The sequence below is a fragment of the Crocinitomicaceae bacterium genome (assembly GCA_016708105.1).
Classification (GTDB): Bacteria; Bacteroidota; Bacteroidia; order Flavobacteriales_D; family Crocinitomicaceae; genus JADJGJ01.
Genome location: JADJGJ010000001.1, coordinates 1,978,513 through 1,996,811 on the forward strand (window position 1 = coordinate 1,978,513; position 18,299 = coordinate 1,996,811).

Annotated in this window: 17 protein-coding genes; 10 read left to right on the forward strand and 7 right to left on the reverse strand. The window is 37.7% G+C overall.

Annotated elements, in window-relative coordinates; genetic code table 11:
- Positions 1–5: 5 nt before the first annotated feature.
- Positions 6–1,967, reverse strand: coding sequence for a DUF3857 domain-containing protein (locus IPH66_08650; GenBank protein MBK7129415.1), 1,962 nt, complete (start codon positions 1,965–1,967; stop codon positions 6–8).
- 181 nt (positions 1,968–2,148) lie between these two features.
- Here IPH66_08650 and IPH66_08655 point away from each other — a divergent pair, with 181 nt between their 5' ends.
- The 3 genes from IPH66_08655 to IPH66_08665 are packed head-to-tail and all read left to right on the forward strand — an operon-like array spanning position 2,149 to position 4,563.
- Positions 2,149–3,216 carry a 2Fe-2S iron-sulfur cluster binding domain-containing protein gene (locus tag IPH66_08655; protein ID MBK7129416.1) on the forward strand — a complete coding sequence of 356 codons (1,068 nt, stop codon included), beginning with the start codon at positions 2,149–2,151 and terminating at the stop codon, positions 3,214–3,216.
- A 2-nt stretch (positions 3,217–3,218) separates the two neighbouring features.
- Complete coding sequence (locus tag IPH66_08660; GenBank protein MBK7129417.1) at positions 3,219–3,914, forward strand: SDR family oxidoreductase; 696 nt, start codon at positions 3,219–3,221, stop codon at positions 3,912–3,914.
- Between the two features lie 25 nt (positions 3,915–3,939).
- Positions 3,940–4,563 (forward strand): hypothetical protein, encoded by a 624-nt coding sequence (locus tag IPH66_08665; GenBank protein ID MBK7129418.1) that lies wholly within the window; start codon positions 3,940–3,942, stop codon positions 4,561–4,563.
- Between the two features lie 23 nt (positions 4,564–4,586).
- Here the strand turns inward: IPH66_08665 and IPH66_08670 are convergent, their stop codons facing one another.
- The 5 genes from IPH66_08670 to IPH66_08690 all read right to left on the reverse strand — a co-directional run bounded on the left by IPH66_08670 (position 4,587) and on the right by IPH66_08690 (position 11,102).
- Positions 4,587–5,303: a LytTR family transcriptional regulator DNA-binding domain-containing protein gene (locus tag IPH66_08670; protein MBK7129419.1), complete on the reverse strand. Its 717-nt coding sequence runs from the start codon at positions 5,301–5,303 to the stop codon at positions 4,587–4,589.
- Complete coding sequence (locus IPH66_08675) at positions 5,300–6,358, reverse strand: histidine kinase (protein ID MBK7129420.1); 1,059 nt, start codon at positions 6,356–6,358, stop codon at positions 5,300–5,302. The genes IPH66_08670 and IPH66_08675 overlap by 4 nt, the downstream gene beginning before the upstream one ends.
- 98 nt (positions 6,359–6,456) lie before the next feature.
- Complete coding sequence (gene ychF, locus IPH66_08680) at positions 6,457–7,557, reverse strand: redox-regulated ATPase YchF (GenBank protein MBK7129421.1); 1,101 nt, start codon at positions 7,555–7,557, stop codon at positions 6,457–6,459.
- Between the two features lie 126 nt (positions 7,558–7,683).
- Positions 7,684–10,764, reverse strand: a complete 3,081-nt coding sequence (locus IPH66_08685; GenBank protein ID MBK7129422.1) for a gliding motility-associated C-terminal domain-containing protein — start codon at positions 10,762–10,764, stop codon at positions 7,684–7,686.
- A 26-nt stretch (positions 10,765–10,790) separates the two neighbouring features.
- Positions 10,791–11,102: a hypothetical protein gene (locus IPH66_08690; GenBank protein ID MBK7129423.1), complete on the reverse strand. Its 312-nt coding sequence runs from the start codon at positions 11,100–11,102 to the stop codon at positions 10,791–10,793.
- A 207-nt stretch (positions 11,103–11,309) separates the two neighbouring features.
- On the opposite strand from IPH66_08690, the gene IPH66_08695 reads away from it, so the two are divergent.
- From IPH66_08695 to IPH66_08725, 7 genes are all read left to right on the forward strand, one after another.
- Positions 11,310–12,152 carry a transketolase gene (locus IPH66_08695; protein ID MBK7129424.1) on the forward strand — a complete coding sequence of 281 codons (843 nt, stop codon included), beginning with the start codon at positions 11,310–11,312 and terminating at the stop codon, positions 12,150–12,152.
- Complete coding sequence (locus tag IPH66_08700; GenBank protein ID MBK7129425.1) at positions 12,153–13,511, forward strand: VWA domain-containing protein; 1,359 nt, start codon at positions 12,153–12,155, stop codon at positions 13,509–13,511.
- Positions 13,512–13,513: 2 nt separating this feature from the next.
- Positions 13,514–14,467 carry a transketolase family protein gene (locus tag IPH66_08705; protein ID MBK7129426.1) on the forward strand — a complete coding sequence of 318 codons (954 nt, stop codon included), beginning with the start codon at positions 13,514–13,516 and terminating at the stop codon, positions 14,465–14,467.
- A 32-nt stretch (positions 14,468–14,499) separates the two neighbouring features.
- Positions 14,500–15,036 carry a sigma-70 family RNA polymerase sigma factor gene (locus tag IPH66_08710; GenBank protein MBK7129427.1) on the forward strand — a complete coding sequence of 179 codons (537 nt, stop codon included), beginning with the start codon at positions 14,500–14,502 and terminating at the stop codon, positions 15,034–15,036.
- Positions 15,037–15,071: 35 nt separating this feature from the next.
- Positions 15,072–15,683, forward strand: a complete 612-nt coding sequence (locus IPH66_08715; GenBank protein ID MBK7129428.1) for a hypothetical protein — start codon at positions 15,072–15,074, stop codon at positions 15,681–15,683.
- A 143-nt stretch (positions 15,684–15,826) separates the two neighbouring features.
- Positions 15,827–16,300, forward strand: a complete 474-nt coding sequence (locus tag IPH66_08720; GenBank protein ID MBK7129429.1) for a hypothetical protein — start codon at positions 15,827–15,829, stop codon at positions 16,298–16,300.
- Entirely contained in the window at positions 16,278–17,471 is a 1,194-nt protein-coding gene (locus tag IPH66_08725) for an aspartate aminotransferase family protein (protein ID MBK7129430.1), read from the forward strand. The genes IPH66_08720 and IPH66_08725 overlap by 23 nt, the downstream gene beginning before the upstream one ends.
- 9 nt (positions 17,472–17,480) lie before the next feature.
- On the opposite strand, the gene IPH66_08730 is transcribed toward IPH66_08725, so the two are convergent.
- Positions 17,481–18,272, reverse strand: coding sequence for an RNA methyltransferase (locus IPH66_08730; protein MBK7129431.1), 792 nt, complete (start codon positions 18,270–18,272; stop codon positions 17,481–17,483).
- Positions 18,273–18,299 lie beyond the last annotated feature (27 nt).

An 18,299-nucleotide genomic window follows, 5' to 3' on the forward strand; every position in this document is an offset into this window, starting at 1 on the left:
CGCTATTAAATTTTTTGAAGAATAATATTTTGAGCATCGGATTTGTTCATTGCGTCAGAGAAGGCGTTCCATTCATCAAACAGATCAGGAGTAACTGCCAGCGTGCGATAGAGATAACCCGCCTTAATCACCAGTGTATTGCCTTCAAGTGCATACGAAGAGTGGAACTCAAACAAATCATGAACGTGATCAACGCCTTGCGGAATATATGTCAACTTAAATCCGGCAGGAATATTAAAGTGGTATTCATACTGTACCGTGCGGTGATGATTTTTTTTCCGTTCTTGTTTATAATCTTCTGCATTGAATTGAGTAACCCTAGGCTTGAATAATAAAGGATTCATGATGTAATCATTCTCGTGTTTAGTAAAAAGATTATCTACTGAAAAATCGTATCGTAGAATTAGTTCCTTGTTATTGTCATCAACATTTTCCATTTGATATTTCAACAAGGTATATCTGTTTCTTCCACCCAAGGTCATGTCTTTTATGTAATCGTATAAATCTTCTTGTTCCAGATTTTTGAGACTGTAACTTTCAGATTCACGTTCATAACCTCCGAGGTAATCCACACCACTTCCGCGCAATGAATCATTTTCATCAAAGGTGTAGGTGATGACCGTTTTGAAATAATTAGTTTCTGCAGCCACAGCAGGCACTTTATAGAGTTTGAATTTTCCGGGACCCATGTGAACCAGAATTTCTTTTTCCTGAATTCCTGAAGGTGGTAATTCATGTCCCATTTCAGAACCGGTAGCGTCTAAATAGTAATATGATCCATCCTCTTTTTCAACTACACAAATTACATGGTTACAGGTGAGCGGTGAAGGAATTTCACTCATTTGATAAGGAATATCACGTGTACCAACCCAAGCAATAAACGCATTTTTAACACCGGCAAACGTCAACATTTCAACCAACAGATTACTCATGTCTTTGCAATCACCGTAACGATTTTTCATCACCTCACTGCAAGCACGGGGCACATAACCATTGATACCATCTTCAAATGCAATGTATTTGATATTGTCTTGTACCCATTTATATATAGTATCAATTTTTTCTTCGTCAGTTTGTTTTTCTTCAATTAATTTGGTGGTTACTTCATTGATTTCTTTTCTGTTTGATTCATCGTCTTTCTGCAAAAGAAATTCTTCAAAAAAAGCATGTAGTTGTTCAACATTTCCTATGAGCTCTTTTGTTTGTCCATTAAATTGATAAGAAGTGATTTGCGCAAGAATATGCGGAATGTGATTGCTGATTGCCGTGCTGCCTTCTTCACTTTTATAGGCAGGAGTTTCGCCCATTTCCCAAACAACTGTGCGTATTCCCTTCACTGTTGTATCTGATTTTTTGATATTATACTTACCAAACGCACGCTCATAAAAATTGATATTCACTGACTGTGGAAAAGATATGCTGACTGTACTTTTTACAAGTGGAAATCCGGAAATAAGATGAAACGAATCAAAAAACTCAGGCTTTTTTAATTTTTTAGTATGGCTGATGATAGAACGATATCCGGCTCTTAACTCTACTAAATCAAAAATCATTTCTTTATCATCATCATGAAATACCCATGAACTTGGTTCTGAGTCAATGGTTCTGAAATCTTCAGGTTTTAGTTTTCGTGTTTTTCCTTCAGCAGTGATGACTGAAGCGCTCACTGAAATAACTGATTCAAAAAACTCAGATAAAGAAATACTCTCATTGGTATAAAATCGTGCTGAATTTTTCAAATACAAAATATCTTCATAATTAGTTTCAAGAATAATTAGTTCGCCTGTTTTTCCGACTGAAATTGAAACTGTCTGTGAGTGATCAAGAATAACTCCGAGATCATCCGGATATTTTTCTTGATAAGCGCTTACATTTATTACATCTTTGGCAAAACTAAGGTGTGCAAAAAATAAGGCGATAAAAACAAAGATTCCTTTGCGGATGTTAAGATTTGGGTAATTTCTCATAAAAATGTGCAATGCAAAAATCAAAAATAACCATTCTTTGATTCAATTCACTAAATAATACATGACATTTAAAAAGATTTATTCACAAAAGTCAAGGAGTGAAAAGCAACACAGAGATGATATTCACAAATAAACAGATAATTCGTATTTTTGCCCCTCAAATAAGCAGAATTGACAAACCATGAGCAATCAATTTTACCCGTTAACGGTGCAAGAAGTTCGCAGAGAAACTGCCGATACCGTTTCAGTATCATTCAATGTACCTTCAGCGCAGCTCAACCTCTTTGAGTTCAAAGCCGGACAATATCTCACATTAAAAAAAGATTTAAACGGAACTGACACTCGTCGCGCGTATTCAATTTGCAGTGCACCACATGAAAATGAATTGCGTGTAGCCATTAAAAAGGTACATGATGGCGTTTTCTCAACGTTTGCAACCACACAGCTTCAAGCGGGTGATACGCTTGATATCATGCCACCCAAAGGACATTTTTGCGTGACACCTGAAAGTCAAAGCATGAAAAATTATGTATTCTTTGCTGCCGGTTCAGGCATTACACCGGTCATTTCAATGGTCAAGGCCTTATTGCAAACTGAAACAGGAAGTACAGTATATCTTTATTATGTAAACAAAACAAAAGCTGATACAATTTTTCAAAAAGAATTAGATGAGCTTGCAGAAAAAAATCTCAATCTCAATTTGTTCTATTTGTTAACCCGAGAAGATTCAGGCAATGCGCTCACCAACGGAAGATTAGATCAAAACAAATTGAACACACTATTCAATACACATCTTGCACATTTTTCAATTGGCGCAATTTATTCATGCGGACCAAAAGAAATGGTTACTAACATCAAAGAATTTTTTATTACCAAAGGTGTTCCAACTGACCGCATTCATTTTGAATTATTCACAGCTACACCAATTTCAGATGAGAAAAAGGCTACTACCAATCAAAAAACTTTTACAGCAGATGTAACCGTAATCATTGATGACGAAAAATATAAATTCCAACTTGAATCAACAGGAAAATCAATTTTGCAAGCAGCTCAGGATGCCGGTGCTGATGTGCCATTCTCATGCAAAGGCGGTGTATGTTGTACCTGCAAAGCAAAAGTAATGGAAGGTTCTGCAAAAATGGATTTAAATTATGCTCTTGAACCGGATGAAGTTGATGCAGGTTTTATTCTCACCTGCCAATCTCATCCAACTTCAGAAAAAATTGTGGTCTCATTTGATGAGTATTGATTTTGCAAAACAGCCAAAAAAATATCATCATCACCGGAGCAAGCAAAGGAATTGGCTTTGCGCTGACAAAACACTTGAGCAAACATCATCGTGTTTTATCAATTGCAAGAAATACCAAATCATTGATATCCTTAGCCAACGAAAATGCGAATGTTACCGCCTTAAATTTGGATATAACGGATGAAAACCTGGTAAGTAAACTTGAGAAAGAAATAAAATCACATTTTAACTCCGTTGACATACTCATCAACAATGCGGGATTTTTGGTGAATAAACCTTTCACTCAAATTACCCGAAAAGAAATGATGGCTGTTTACTCCACTAACGTTTTTGGATTAATGGAGCTATGTCAGGCTGTTATTCCGTTTATGTCAAAAGGTGCACATATCGTGAATATTGGTTCAATGGGAGGTTTTCAGGGCAGTACCAAATTTTCGGGCTTAAGTGTTTATAGTTCATCAAAAGCTGCTGTTGCAGGTTTTACAGAATGTTTGGCTGAGGAATTAAAACAAGATCAAATTTCAGTTAATTGCTTAGCGCTTGGCGCTGTTCAAACTGAAATGCTTTCTGCTGCTTTTCCTGAATTCAAAGCACCTGTTACCGCAACAGAAATGGCAGCATTCATTGCAAATTTTGCCCTTACCGGCAATCAATATTTCAACGGAAAAGTTCTCCCAGTATCATCTACAACACCTTGATTATTTTTGAACTTTTCACCAGTTTATGTGTACAGAGATTAAACTTACCGGTATGCGTTTTAGTGTGATTCTTTCATTGGTCATGATACTTTTTCTAAGTAAAAGTATTTATGCACAAAAAGAAAATAAAGTCAGAAATAAAAAAGTGAAAACTGAAATAGTTCAGGATACATTGAAGATTGTAACTGAAGACACTATTACTGATGACTTCAATGTTTCTATCAAATTCATGCATTACTATCCTTACTGCGGAGGCGCTTATCCTGATGAATCAGAGCTAAACAATTACTTCATATTCACGAACACCACCTATAATTTGATCAACCTGACAGACAAAACAAAAATTCAAGTCAAAACAGATTCACTCGGCTATTTGAATATATTTCTTCCTCCGGGAAAATATGGTATTCAAGAATTATTCAAGGATTGTACGTTTGATGAATTTTATGAGCGATATAAGAGCAAAACTACAGATCAATACACAGAAGATCAAGGAACAATTTGTTATCGTTCATGGTGGTCATCTATGCTTGTGGAGTTTGAAATTACAGACAGCACCACAGTATTCACCTGGGAGGCCACAACTTTCTCAGCTTGTTTTACAGGAGAAAATCCTTGCCTAAATTATTTTGGACCTTATCCTCCGTAAAAAAAAATCAGAATAACAGTTGCTTAAATACTAAACTGGTCTTTGAAACGAATTGTCTGCCGACGTGAAATTTCAATTTTAGTACCACAGGTTAGTTCTACTTGTAATCCTCCGTTAAACCAACTTTCAATATTAACAATGTGTTGCAGATTGATGATGAATTTGCGATTTGCTCTGAAAAATAATTTTTCATCCAACCGCTCTTCCAAACTATTCAATGAACGCAAAATGAGCGGGCGGAATTTTTCAAAATGTACTTTTACATAATTTCCTTCAGACTCAAAATATCTCACATCATCAATTTTTATAAACCAAACTTTGTCACCGTCTTTAATTAAAATGCGATCACCTGAGCAAAGTTTATTGTTGTTTGCTACACTTTCAGGAGTTTTATTTTCTTCAGAAATTCTTTTGAAAACCTCAGCCAATCTTTCAGGATCAACCGGCTTCATCAAATAATCATACGCCTTCAATTCAAATGCCTTAATTGCATGTTCGTCATAGGCAGTTACAAAAACTGTGCGCGGTGGATTTTGAATCTTCTCTAATAATTCAAGTCCTGTTTCACCCGGCATTTGAATATCCATAAAAACAAGATCAGGTGCATCTCGCTCAATAGCAATTCTTGCTTCAGCCGTATTTTTATATTCTCCAATCAAATCAACATCTGAATAATTTGAGAGAAGACTTTTTAATTCTTCTCTTGCCAGCCGTTCGTCATCTACAATAATGGTTCTCATGAGTACGAGATATTTATTTTTACACTTACCAAATCACCTGGTTGTGAAATATCCAGATGCGCTTTATCACCAAAAAGCAATTTTAATCTTTTTCTTGAGTTCACTAAACCCACTCCATTTTTAGGTGGATTTTGAGCAGCCAGTTTCCCGGTGTTATTTATTATTAGTTCAAGTTTGTTATTCTGTTTGTTACTGATGATGATGATATCACCTCCCGAAACCGATTTTGAAATTCCATGTTTAATTGCATTCTCAACAATGGTTTGCAACATCAAGGGCGGAATTTCACAACCCAGTGCGCTTTCTGACACTTCAAATTTCACACTCAGCCGCTCTTCAAATCGCATTTGCTCCAATCTTAAATAATTCTTCACTAATTCAAGTTCATCGCGCAGCGGAACTAGTTTTTGTTTACCCAAATTGATAGAACTTCTGAGTAGAAAAGATAATTGCGTGATGGCATCCTTAGCTTGATCAGGATTTAAACCAACCAAAGCTCTGATAGAATTGAGTGAATTAAATAAAAAATGAGGATTTAATTGTGCGCGTAAATTTTTTAATTCAATTTCATTTTTAGATGCTTCCCACTGCAGGTTTAGCATTTCTTGCTTGCGTGATTTTTCAATGATAACAAAAACATAATATGAACCACTCCACAATAAAAACAAGATAACAGATCTTAAGATGGCGAGCAGAAATTCAGAAAAATTAAATTCAGTTGACCATGCCTCTTCCAGCGGAAAAAAATCTTGTGTAATACAAAATGTCATGAAATGCTGAAAGGTTTCCAAAAGCGTTGCGCTGATAAAAGAGAGTATGAGCGTATAAATAATGAGTAGGTGTAATTTTTTTGAAAGCAAATCACCACGAATGATAACCCAGCGCATACCATGAGACACAGCAACTGAAAAGAGCATCCAAGTGAAAAGCGACAGCCCAAGATTAAACGTAGGAAAAAAGATTTCACTGGAGATGAGCAACAAGGCAGAGAAACCGTAATAGGCACTCCAACCTACAAATTGCGCAATCCAATAGAGAATGACTTTTCTTTCCATGAATCAAACATACTAAATCTATAAGTTGCGTAGAAATTTATTGGATCGGTGGAAAGAAAACCGCTTGAATGAAAAAATTGCCTGATAGATGGACAGGCTCAGACATTGAAACGGAAATGCATGATGTCACCATCTTCAACCACATAGCCTTTTCCCTCAACACCAAGTTTTCCTGCTTCTTTCACTGCAGCTTCAGAACCAAGACGAATAAAATCTTGGAATTTCATAACCTCAGCACGAATAAATCCTTTCTCAAAATCAGAGTGAATCACACCGGCTGCCTGAGGGGCTGTTGCTCCAACGGGAATTGTCCAAGCGCGCACTTCTTTCACCCCGGCCGTAAAATAGGTTTGCAAATTCAGCAATTTATATGCAGCCCGTATGAGACGATTTACGCCTGCCTCTTCTAAGCCCAACTCTTCTAAAAATAACTGTCGCTCATCATACGTTTCTAACTCTGCAATGTCGGCTTCTATTTTTGTTCCTATTACTAATACTTCTGCATGCTCATCTTTCACGGCTTGTTTCACTGATTCAACGTAAGCATTACCGGTTTTAACAGATGACTCGTCCACATTACATAAATACAGTACCGGTTTAGAGGTTAGTAGTTGTAAATCTTTCAGAATTTTCTCTTCACTTTCATTTGAAGCCGGAACGGTACGTGCAGATTTCCCTTGCTCTAGTACTGTTTTAATTTTCTGACAATATTCTAGTTGTTTTAATACTTCTTTATCGCCTGATTTTGCTGCTTTGTTGAGCGAATGAATTTTACTTTCTACTGATTCAAGATCTTTCAATTGCAATTCAAAATCAACTACCTCTTTATCACGCACGGGATTTACACTGCCATCAACGTGTACAATATTTGGATCATCAAAACATCTCAATACATGAATAATTGCATCTGTTTCTCTGATATTTGCTAAAAATTTATTACCCAATCCTTCTCCTTTTGAAGCGCCTTTCACTAATCCGGCAATGTCAACAATTTCAATAGTTGTAGGAACAACCCGTTCAGGAATAACAATTTTTTCAAGTTCAGTCAAGCGGTTGTCCGGCACTGTGATCACCCCAATATTGGGTTCAATAGTGCAAAACGGAAAATTTGCAGCTTGCGCGCGTGCATTAGACAAACAATTAAAAAGTGTTGATTTTCCTACATTGGGTAAGCCAACTATTCCGCATTTCAATGACATCAGTATTTTTTTTTGTGGTGCAAAGATAATAGCAATTTGAAAGATTCAGCGCTTGCAAAATCAATAGGATATGATAACAAAAAGAGGCAACCTCTCGATTGCCTCTTTTCTTGTCAAATTTTTTATCTAGTTCCTTATCAAATGCACCGTACCTTGTCCTTCAAACTCAGTTCCGTTTGATGCTACTCCGTGATAAATGAAGAAGTAGACACCATCAGTTGCCGGTTTTCCGTTTTTGGTGGTGCCGTCCCATGCATCAGTGATACTAGTGAACTGGAACATCTCTTTACCCCAACGGTCAAATACTGTACACTCAAATTCAACAATTGCAGTTTGACGATTTTCAAAAGTGAATAAAGGGTTAGCTGCATCATTGCCCGGTGTGAACACGTTAGGTGCAACCAAAGTTGGGTAATCATAAATTGTCAACACCTTGCACGTTGTATCTGAACATCCGTTTTTATTTAATGCAACCAAACAAACTTCATATTGCCCTTCAGAATAATAACATGTATCAAATACTTCATTTACATCATGACTGATTTGCCAAGGCAAGCCATATCCCATTTCCCAGAAGAAGGTGGTATCAGCCAAAGGATCATATTCATTAGCAAAATATTGTGATGTATTTTCAAATTCAGTACATACAATTGCAGTTCCTGAAAGTGAAGGAATATCTAATGATGCATCAGCAGATAATACATTGAAATTGGCAATTGGATTAACTGAATCTAACTGAATAGTTTCAACCAAAGTACAACCTACATCATCAGTCACCGTCATTTGATATGTAGCAGGATTCAAGCCTCCCCATGTTGTAGCATTTGTAGTTGCTCCGGTTGATAAATTCACCCATTCATATTCATAATCAGGCACACCACCACTTGCTGATGCATACACAACACCATTACCTGATTGATATGAGAACATACGACAAAAAGCAGGGTGTGAACCAAATTCTGCAAACACGATTTCAGGATTTTGTGTCAAGGTAAATTCATATTGGTTGTAGCACATCGCATCTTGAATAGTTAAAACATAAGTACCAATTGGTAATCCATTTGCTACGTTTGACGTTGAAGGTGGATTTGGCACCACCCCTGAAAGATTCCAGAAATAGCTTACGGTTCCAACTTCATTCACCACATCATCAACAATAATTGCTCCTGTGCTGTCTCCGTAACACAAAACATCTTTCACGGTAAACACTCCATATAAAGAATCAGGTTGACCTAAATCAATCATCACAGAATCTTCACATCCGTTTTGGTCAGTAACATATGCCCAGTAAATTCCGGCTTCAAGGTTATTAAATGTATTTCCCGGAACGCCGTTAACAGGATTCCACGAGTATACAAGTCCACCTGATCCACCAGTTGATTGAACAGTGATTGAGCCATCAGAGTATGCATAACAGGTAGGTTGATTAGAATTTGAAACATATAAATCTAATGCTTGCGGAGAAGTTATTTCAATTGGAATACTTACTTCACAACCCAAATCATCTACAATAGTTACAATCCAGTTTCCTGGCTCCATGGCTGACTGACTATTATTAGCCGGTCCACCCGGATCACCGCCAGGATGTTGTCCTGATGGACCTGTCCAAGTGATGCTGGTAACATTTCCTGAAGGCGTTGGAATTGCACTGATTTGTGCTGATCCTTGGTTGTCTCCGTAACAATCTTCACCTGTTACGCTAATTATATCAACATCAATAAAGTGTCCGGCAGAAGTTATGGTCACCGTTGAATCAGAAATACAACCTTCATCATCAGCAATAACAATGTAAACCGCAGTACCAGCTCCATCAGAATAAGAATCCGTAGTTCCGGTAGTTGGAGGATCACCTGCCATGATGATAGTATAAGGAGCTCCATTTCCTGACGTTCCATTTACTGTAACATCCACCTGACCATTCGAAGCTGACGGACATGTTGGCGCTGGAGTAATAGTTATGTTCTGAAAAACAGGTGCAACAAATACACCAGATGCTGAAGTTGTGCAACCTTGTGCATCGGTGATATCAATTTCCCAACCTTCATTGTTTTCCAAATTATTGATATTTGCTGTTCCACCATTTGGAACAGAACCAGATACAAGATTTCCATCACCTTGATTCACTACAGTGTAATTCCCTGGTGCACCGCCTGTAATCTGAACGTCAATTCCGTTAATGGTAGTTGGAGGATTACAATCTAATGAAACCGTTGTTTGCATTTCGCAAGCGTAAGTCACCTGAATTGGTGTTCCCAACAAAAAGCAATCATTATTATTTTTATCCCAATGTAAACCACCGTTATCATTCACCCCATTGGCTACGTTATTATTTCCTCCAACACCGTCATCACCGGCAACAGGTACAAACCAATAAGTACCGCAACCTAACCCACTAACGATTGGACTTGTTCCATTATTAATATCAGACAAATCTTCACTTGGAATAATCATATTTAAAAATCCGGGGTCAGTTGCAGGATCACCACTAGTTGGAGCGGCATCATACACAAGCCACATAAGTTGAGCAGAGTAAACTCCGTCACCTACCGGCAAAGGAATAGTATCGTTTGGTAAAATATAATTTCCATCAGATATGGCTTCAAATGATTCACCTTGACACAAATAAACAGGGCTTGAACTTAGCGTCCCATTTTTTTCAACAGTATAAGTTCCGGGATCAGATACACATGGATCAGGCGTAATGATTGAACAATCTGTTGATCCGGTACCGCCTACTTGAGTCAATGTTACATCCTGAACAACGGATGCGTAGTTTGTAATCAGCATCACATACACATCACCGGTAACAGCACTTGGAATTGAAGGATACTCATCATTGGTACCGGAATAACTGCAATCAACTTCAGGTGCATTTGGACTCACTCCCATTTGACCACAGTAGGATTGAGCCTCAGCTAAATCATCAAACGGACCCCAAATAATGAAGTCAATATCAGATGGTGCCCAAAGGTTCATGTCAATATTTCCATCAGTTGCAATCTCAAAATAATACCAAGTTGGATTAGGTTGAGAAAATAGACAACCATAATCATTAGGATCAGGTCCAATGCTCACACCTGTTTGAGCTGTAAAACTCAAACCGGCATCAGTACAAATTGGTTCCATCTCTGAACACTCATCATTTGTCTGAGCCATTGCTCCTATTCCGGTCAGAAATAATCCTGAAATCAGAATTGTTTTTTTCATGTCTAAATACATAGTTCTGGTTTGTATTATTTAGATTCTAATTCTTCAATACGAGCTTTTAAATCAGCTCTGGTTTTCTCAGCATTTTCAAACCATCCCGAATCAATTGCTTTTTGCAATTCATCAGGATTTGATCTTATCCACGCTTCTTTTATATCCAATGCTTCCAGCAAATTTTTACAATTTTCAATTTCCTGCTCTTTGGTGAGTTCAGGCTTTTGTTCTGACTCAGGCATTTTATAAATTTTCATTGGAGAAACCTGATTGCCGTTTTGTTGGGCAAAACTGCTCATTCCGGCACCTACCAGGAATGAAATGCAAAGAAAAAGTCGTTTCATTATTTTTTGGTTTTATAGCTTTACAACGACCATGCAGACACATAAGTTGCATGATCAACCACAAATTTGTGATTTTTTTTTCAGACAGTCGCTACAACCGTTAATAAACCTATTAAATGTGCAAAACTTTGGGGATAACTATTTTCCCGAACCCCGTTATATACCTGCATTTTGCGCTAATTTCGCCGGCAAAATCAAATTTTTCCTATGGCCATTGCTAGTTCAGAAAAAATCAGTTCTCAAGTTAGGCGTGACATCATTCGTATGGTTACCGATGTACAATCAGGGCATCCGGGTGGATCATTGGGTTGTGCAGATTTTATGACACTGCTCTACTTTGAAATCATGGATATTAAACCTGAAAACTGGCAAATGGATGGCAAGGGCGAGGATATTTTTTTCTTGTCAAATGGACATATTTCACCCTGTTTATATAGCGTGCTGGCTCACAAAGGATATTTTGATATAAAGGAACTGAGTACATTTCGTAGATTAGGTTCAAGACTACAAGGTCATCCGACACCTGATAAAGGATTACCTGGCGTGCGCATTGCTACAGGTTCATTAGGTCAGGGATTATCTGTGGGAATAGGAACTGCATTAGCAAAAAAACTAAATGGTGATCAAAAGTTAGTATTCACACTGCATGGTGATGGAGAATTACAGGAAGGTCAAATATGGGAAGCAGCTATGTACGCAGCCGCTAATAAAGTTGACAACCTAATTGCCACCATAGATTACAACCATAAACAAATAGACGGTGATATTGATGATGTGCTGCCAATGGGTGATCTAAAACAAAAATGGCAGGCTTTTGGATGGGAGGTTCTTGAAATGAACGGACACGACTTTGCAACCATGCGTTCTGTCTTAAAATCTGCAAAGGATAAGACAGGAAAAGGCAAACCTGTAGTGATTGTGATGACTACCATTATGGGTAAAGGGGTTGATTTTATGGAAGGCACTCATAAGTGGCACGGTTCACCACCAAGCAAAGAACAGGCAGAAAAAGCATTGTCCGCAATAGTAGAAACAACAGGAGATTATTAATTGAAAAAGATTCTTTTTATATTATTACTTGGGGGCATATTTCAGCCTTTGTCAGCGCAACAACTTACACGCATTCTCTTTGTATTTGATGCTTCAAATTCAATGAATGGAAAATGGGAAGGGGCAACAAAAATTGAACATGCACGCCGGATTTTTGCTGAAACCATCAACAAATTGGAAGGCATTCCTAATCTTGAAATTGCCCTGCGCGTGTATGGACATCAATCACCTATCACGCCAACGTTTCAAGACTGCAATGACACAAAGCTTGAGGTGCCTTTTGGACCAGATAACTTTGCAGCCGTGAAAGGATTTGTGCAAACAGTAGAATGTAAAGGTACCACTCCCATTGCACGCTCTCTTGAAGCATCTGCAGATGATTTCCCGGATGCCAATGCTAGAAATGTAATCATATTAATTACCGATGGCTTAGAAGCGTGTGATGAATTCCCTTGCGAATCAGCACGCAAACTGAAAGAAAAAGATATCGCAGTGACGCCTTTTGTAGTTGGGCTGGGTATAGATCTTGCCTATCTTAACAATTTTGAATGTATCGGACGAGTTTACGAAGCATCCAACCTGCAGTCATTTGAAAAAGTAATGAACTCAGTAATCATTGATGCGCTATTTGCAACCTCAGTACAAATTGATTTAAACGATATTAACGGTGATCCCATACATACCAATTCAACTGTGTTTTTTTATGAAGCAGGAACAAAAAATCTGAAATATACTTTCATGCATACGCTAAATATCAAAGGCAATCCTGATACAATTGTGGTTATAGATCCAACCATGAAATACGACATTGTTGTAAATACCTTACCTAAAGTTGAGTTAAAAAACATTAGTATTACCAAAGGGATACACAATATTATTCCCGTTGATTGTCCACAGGGCATGATTGCAGTGCGCATTAAAGGTCCCACAAAAAGTTCAAATGTTCAGGTGAGAGTAACGCAAGATGGGGTATCAGTCACTTTGAATGTGCAACAATTAGATGAAATACAAAATTATTTGGTTGGGACATACGATCTTGAAATTCTCACATTGCCCCGCATTTATCAGAACGATGTCAAGGTGAGCCAGAGCGAATATACCTACATTGATATACCCGGTTCAGGTTTATTGAAATATACATCTGCAAAAGCTATTGTAGGGCAAATATTTGTTGTACATGAAGGAGAAAAAGATGCATGGGTTTGTGATCTTGATCCATTAAAAACAACTGACCAGTATTACCTACAACCTGGGAATTACAAAATAGTTTATCGTCTCAAAACAGCTGTTTCAACTGATTATACACTTGTTAAACCATTCCAGATATTATCAGGAGAAAATACCATTATTACCCTTTAACCATGACTGAAATAAAAATCATTGATGAAAAAGACACCCGCTCAGGCTTTGGAGCAGGACTTTCCGAACTTGGTAAAAAAAATCCAAATGTCGTAGCGCTTTGTGCTGATTTAACCGGCTCATTAAAAATGGATGAATTCCAAAAAAATCATCCTGATCGTTTTTTTCAAGTGGGTATTGCCGAGGCAAATATGATTGGAATTGCAGCGGGATTAACTATTGGGGGTAAAATTCCATTTACCGGAACGTTTGCGAATTTTTCTACCGGAAGGGTATATGATCAAATAAGACAATCAGTTGCCTACTCAGGTAAAAACGTAAAAATTTGCGCATCACATGCAGGTCTAACATTAGGAGAAGATGGAGCAACTCATCAAATTTTAGAGGACATTGGTTTGATGAAAATGTTGCCAAACATGACTGTTATTTCTCCTTGTGATTATAACCAAACTAAAGCAGCAACCATTGCAATAGCTGATTATAAAGGTCCGGTTTATTTGCGTTTTGGGCGTCCCAAAGTACCAAATTTTACTCCGGCTGACAAACCATTTGTAATTGGCAAGGCCGATATTCTTTCAGAAGGAACTGATGTGACAATTTTTGCAACCGGACATTTAGTTTGGAAATCTATAGAAGCAGCAAGGGTTTTGGAAGAAAAAGGAATACGTGCAGAAATAATAAATATTCACACTATTAAACCTTTGGATGAAACCGCAGTCTTAAAGTCAGTTGGAAAAACAAAATGCGTAGTAACAGCTGAAGAACACATGCGCCACGGTGGATTAGGAGACAGCATTGCACAAGTACTCAGTCTTCATCTGCCAACACCTATTGAAATGGTTGCGGTAGATGATAAATTTGGTGAAAGCGGACAAGGCGAAGAACTCTTGAGCAAATATCACATCAACACCGCAGATATAATTGCTGCAGCAGAAAAGGTTGTAAAACGAAAATAATGTTTATTCCAACTGATAAAACATGAACGCGCATGACATTATCAGACGAGGAAATTTTAGCTCATTACAAATCTAATCCTGAAAAGGGTTTTCAGATTTTGGTTGAACAATTTCAGGAGAGAGTTTACTGGCAAATCAGACGCTTGGTTAAAAATCATGATGACACCGCAGATGTCATGCAAAATGTATTTATCAAGGTATGGAAAGCCCTACCTGAATTCAGGGGTGATGCGGCTTTGTACACCTGGCTTTATCGGATTGCTTTTAATGAAACGCACACTTTTTTGAGTAAAGCTGCCAAACGGCAGACAGTAGATCTGGATCCTCCATTATTTGAAAATAGCATTGAAGTAGACGGAAAAAATTATTCTCCTCAAGAAATTGAAAACATCTTCAACAAAGCTATTGAGACCTTACCTGAAAAACAAAAACTGGTTTTTCAACTCAAATATTTTGACGAATTAAAATTTACCGAAATTGAATCAATGCTTGGAACCAGTGTGGGCGCATTAAAAGCCTCGTATCATCTGGCAGTAAAAAAAATAGAAGAATTCCTGAAAGCAGGTTAAACCTTGTTTGCGCTTTAGAGTCTAATAGATGTAAAATGGAAAATCAAGTGCATAACATATCAAACATCATCAAAAGAAAAAAACCGGACGTGCCTGTTGATTTTTTTCATGATTTCCCAAAAATTATCTTGGATAAAATTCAATTGGTATCATCTTCAACTAATGAAGATCAAAAACCAGGTGTACCTGCAGATTTTTTTAAAAATTTCTACCATCAGGTTGCTGATGAAATTGCCGCTGACGAAGTTTTTGAAAAATACGGAATTAAAAAATCAGTAAAACCTGAAGTCCCTGTTGAATATTTTGATCAAAATATTTCGTCTCCAGCAACAAGTCAACCCATCAGAAAATCAAGAGGTCGTGTATACAAAATCACGTTCTGGGCATCAGTTGCAGCTGCCGCCGCCGGATTATTACTCTTGCTTTTACCCGGCCAAAACACACCATCAATTGAGCCGGTAATACCAACAGAAACTGCAAAAACTGAAATATCTGATGAACATCTTGATACCTATGCTGACTTTATTGATGAAGAAAGTATGGTGGAATATATTGTTGAAAATGATGTTGATTTAGGAGAATCAGAGAATGATGAAGTGTATGATTTTGTCGAAAGTGAAATTGAAGAAACTTATCTTGATTTGTAGGGGTTAGGGGTTAGAACTTAGGGATTAGGGATTAGGGATTAGGAATTAGGGATTAGGGATTAGGGATTAGGACTTGGGGATGATAATTTTAGAGAAAAAATATAATTGAAAACATAGAATATTAAAAACTTAAATACGTATTTATGAAAACCCGCATTAGCATTTTTACTCTCACTTTGCTGGCATCCTTGCAGAGTTTTGCACAGCCTGACGACAAACCTAAACAAGATAAAGAGGAGTATATCAAAACGCAAAAAATTGCTTTTATCTCAACCCAGTTGGAATTAACAACTGAAGAGGCTGAAAAATTCTGGCCGGTGTACAATGAATATGATGCCAAAATGGAAGCCATCCGAGATGAAAAAAAAGGATATATGAAAGAGTTAAAAACCATCAATGATCTTTCAGAAGAGAAGGCATATGAATTGACTGAAAAGATTTTAGATGCTGACGTGCGAGAAGCCAACCTCAGAAAAGAGTATTTGAGTAAATTTGCAGATGTGATCGGCAAAAAGAAAGCAGCCAAAGTATTTTATGCTGAAGAAAAATTTAAACGTGAGCTGCTAAAAGAAATCCGTGATCATGAACCACATGATGGACCACCTCCGGGAAAATGATTTTCTAAAATTTCAGGGACAAACTAATCAGTCTCCTTACCTAATTGATATAGATAGCGCAGAAGGCATTTATATCTGGGACAAAACAGGAAAACGCTTCGCAGATATGATTGCAGGTGTTGCAGTTACCAATATTGGACACCGGCATCCACAAGTCATTGAGGCTATACAATCACAATTAGAAAAACATCTTCACGTCATGGTGTATGGAGAATATATTCAAGATTCTCAACTTGCACTTGCAAAAAATATTGCGTCATTACTACCTGATTCACTAAGTTGCACATACGTTGTGAATTCAGGAACTGAAGCAAATGAGGCCGCATTAAAACTAGCTAAACGCTGTACCGGACGACACGAACTGATTGCTTTCAAAGGATCATACCACGGCAATACACACGGGTCAATGAGCGTATCATGGAATGAAATCAAAAAAGCAAAATTCAGACCGCTGCTTCCCGGGGTGAAATTTATTGAGTTAAATAATTTTGATGATCTGCAAGAAATCACACATCAAACTGCAGGCGTTATTCTTGAAACTATACAAGCAGATGCAGGAGTAAGAAAACCAACGCAAGAATATCTCAATGCCTTGCGCAAACGATGCACTGAAGCAGGTGCTTTTCTTATTCTTGACGAAGTACAAGTTGGCATGGGACGCACCGGCACCTTCTTTGCGTTTGAACAATACAACATTGTACCTGACGTACTCACCGTTGGAAAGTCGTTAGGCGGAGGAATGCCTATTGGCGCTTTTATCTCTTCACATCAAAACATGCAGATGCTTACACAAGATCCAATTCTTGGACACATCACAACCTTTGGCGGACATCCTGTAATTTGCGCTGCTGCCAATGCTTGTGTTGATGTTTTAAAAACTGAAACCTGGATTCATGATACAGAAATGAAAGGCGCCTTGCTTGAATCTATTCTGGCGCAGCATGATGAAGTAATTGAAATTAGACGAGCAGGATTATTGTTTGCTATTGAAATGAAATCACCTGAACGTGTTCAGCGCGTTGTTGAAAAATGTCTTGAAAAAGGAATCATCACATTTTGGTTTTTATCTAATCCAGATAGTTTCAGGTTGTCTCCCCCACTCTGCATCACAGTGCAGGAAATTGAAATAATCGGAAATCAGATTTTAGATGCTATACGTGAAACTGAGTAAAGTACTTTTTTATTTCACACTTCTTTGCCGAATAGCTTCAAACAATAAAATTGCGGCTGCGTTTGACACGTTCATGGAATCAATTTTTCCTTTCATTGGAATTAATATTTGCTCGTCTGCCTGCTTCAGCCAAAATGTTGAAAGTCCTTCTGATTCTGATCCCATTAAGATGGCTGTGCTATTTATAAAATCAGCTTCATAACAAGATTTTTTTGCAGTTAATGCAGCTGCAAAAAGTTTGATTCCGCCCTGATGACACCAAGCTAATACTTCATCATTAGATGCCGCAGCTACCGGAACAGTAAACAAACATCCAACACTTGAACGCACTACATTAGGATTAAAAAAATCTGTTGATTGATCACAAATAATTACACCATCCAATCCTGCGGCATCTGCGGTGCGTAACATGGCGCCCATGTTGCCGGGTTTTTCAACTCGTTCCAGTATCAAATACAAACCATTTGACTTTGGTTTTATATCATCAAGTAACAGGGCTTTCATTTTTGCAACTGCGATAATTCCCCCTGAATTTTCACGATATGCAATATGGGCAAAAACATCTTCAGTCACATGTAAAATATCATCAGCTGTTAGCTCAATGGGATATTGTGCATCTGGCACATACACCGCTTCACAAACATAGATGGCAGTGAATTCATACCCGCTTTGTTGAGCCAGAGAAATTTCCCGTATTCCTTCAATCATGAAAGATTGACTCTCTTTTCTGTCTCTGGATTTTTCCAACGATTGGAGAAATTTAATTCGCGGATTTTTTATACTCGTTATTTCCAGCGCCATATTTGATTGGTGTAATAAGGGTCAAAT

Coding starts and splice junctions, on each gene's coding strand:
- IPH66_08650 (MBK7129415.1), bottom strand. CDS start 1,967: ATGAGAAATTACCCAAATCTTAACATCCGCAAAGGAATCTTTGTTTTT.
- IPH66_08655 (MBK7129416.1), top strand. CDS start 2,149: ATGAGCAATCAATTTTACCCGTTAACGGTGCAAGAAGTTCGCAGAGAA.
- IPH66_08665 (MBK7129418.1), top strand. CDS start 3,940: ATGTGTACAGAGATTAAACTTACCGGTATGCGTTTTAGTGTGATTCTT.
- IPH66_08670 (MBK7129419.1), bottom strand. CDS start 5,303: ATGAGAACCATTATTGTAGATGACGAACGGCTGGCAAGAGAAGAATTA.
- IPH66_08675 (MBK7129420.1), bottom strand. CDS start 6,358: ATGGAAAGAAAAGTCATTCTCTATTGGATTGCGCAATTTGTAGGTTGG.
- ychF (MBK7129421.1), bottom strand. CDS start 7,557: ATGTCATTGAAATGCGGAATAGTTGGCTTACCCAATGTAGGAAAATCA.
- IPH66_08685 (MBK7129422.1), bottom strand. CDS start 10,764: ATGAAAAAAACAATTCTGATTTCAGGATTATTTCTGACCGGAATAGGA.
- IPH66_08690 (MBK7129423.1), bottom strand. CDS start 11,102: ATGAAACGACTTTTTCTTTGCATTTCATTCCTGGTAGGTGCCGGAATG.
- IPH66_08695 (MBK7129424.1), top strand. CDS start 11,310: ATGGCCATTGCTAGTTCAGAAAAAATCAGTTCTCAAGTTAGGCGTGAC.
- IPH66_08705 (MBK7129426.1), top strand. CDS start 13,514: ATGACTGAAATAAAAATCATTGATGAAAAAGACACCCGCTCAGGCTTT.
- IPH66_08710 (MBK7129427.1), top strand. CDS start 14,500: ATGACATTATCAGACGAGGAAATTTTAGCTCATTACAAATCTAATCCT.
- IPH66_08715 (MBK7129428.1), top strand. CDS start 15,072: ATGGAAAATCAAGTGCATAACATATCAAACATCATCAAAAGAAAAAAA.
- IPH66_08720 (MBK7129429.1), top strand. CDS start 15,827: ATGAAAACCCGCATTAGCATTTTTACTCTCACTTTGCTGGCATCCTTG.
- IPH66_08725 (MBK7129430.1), top strand. CDS start 16,278: ATGGACCACCTCCGGGAAAATGATTTTCTAAAATTTCAGGGACAAACT.
- IPH66_08730 (MBK7129431.1), bottom strand. CDS start 18,272: ATGGCGCTGGAAATAACGAGTATAAAAAATCCGCGAATTAAATTTCTC.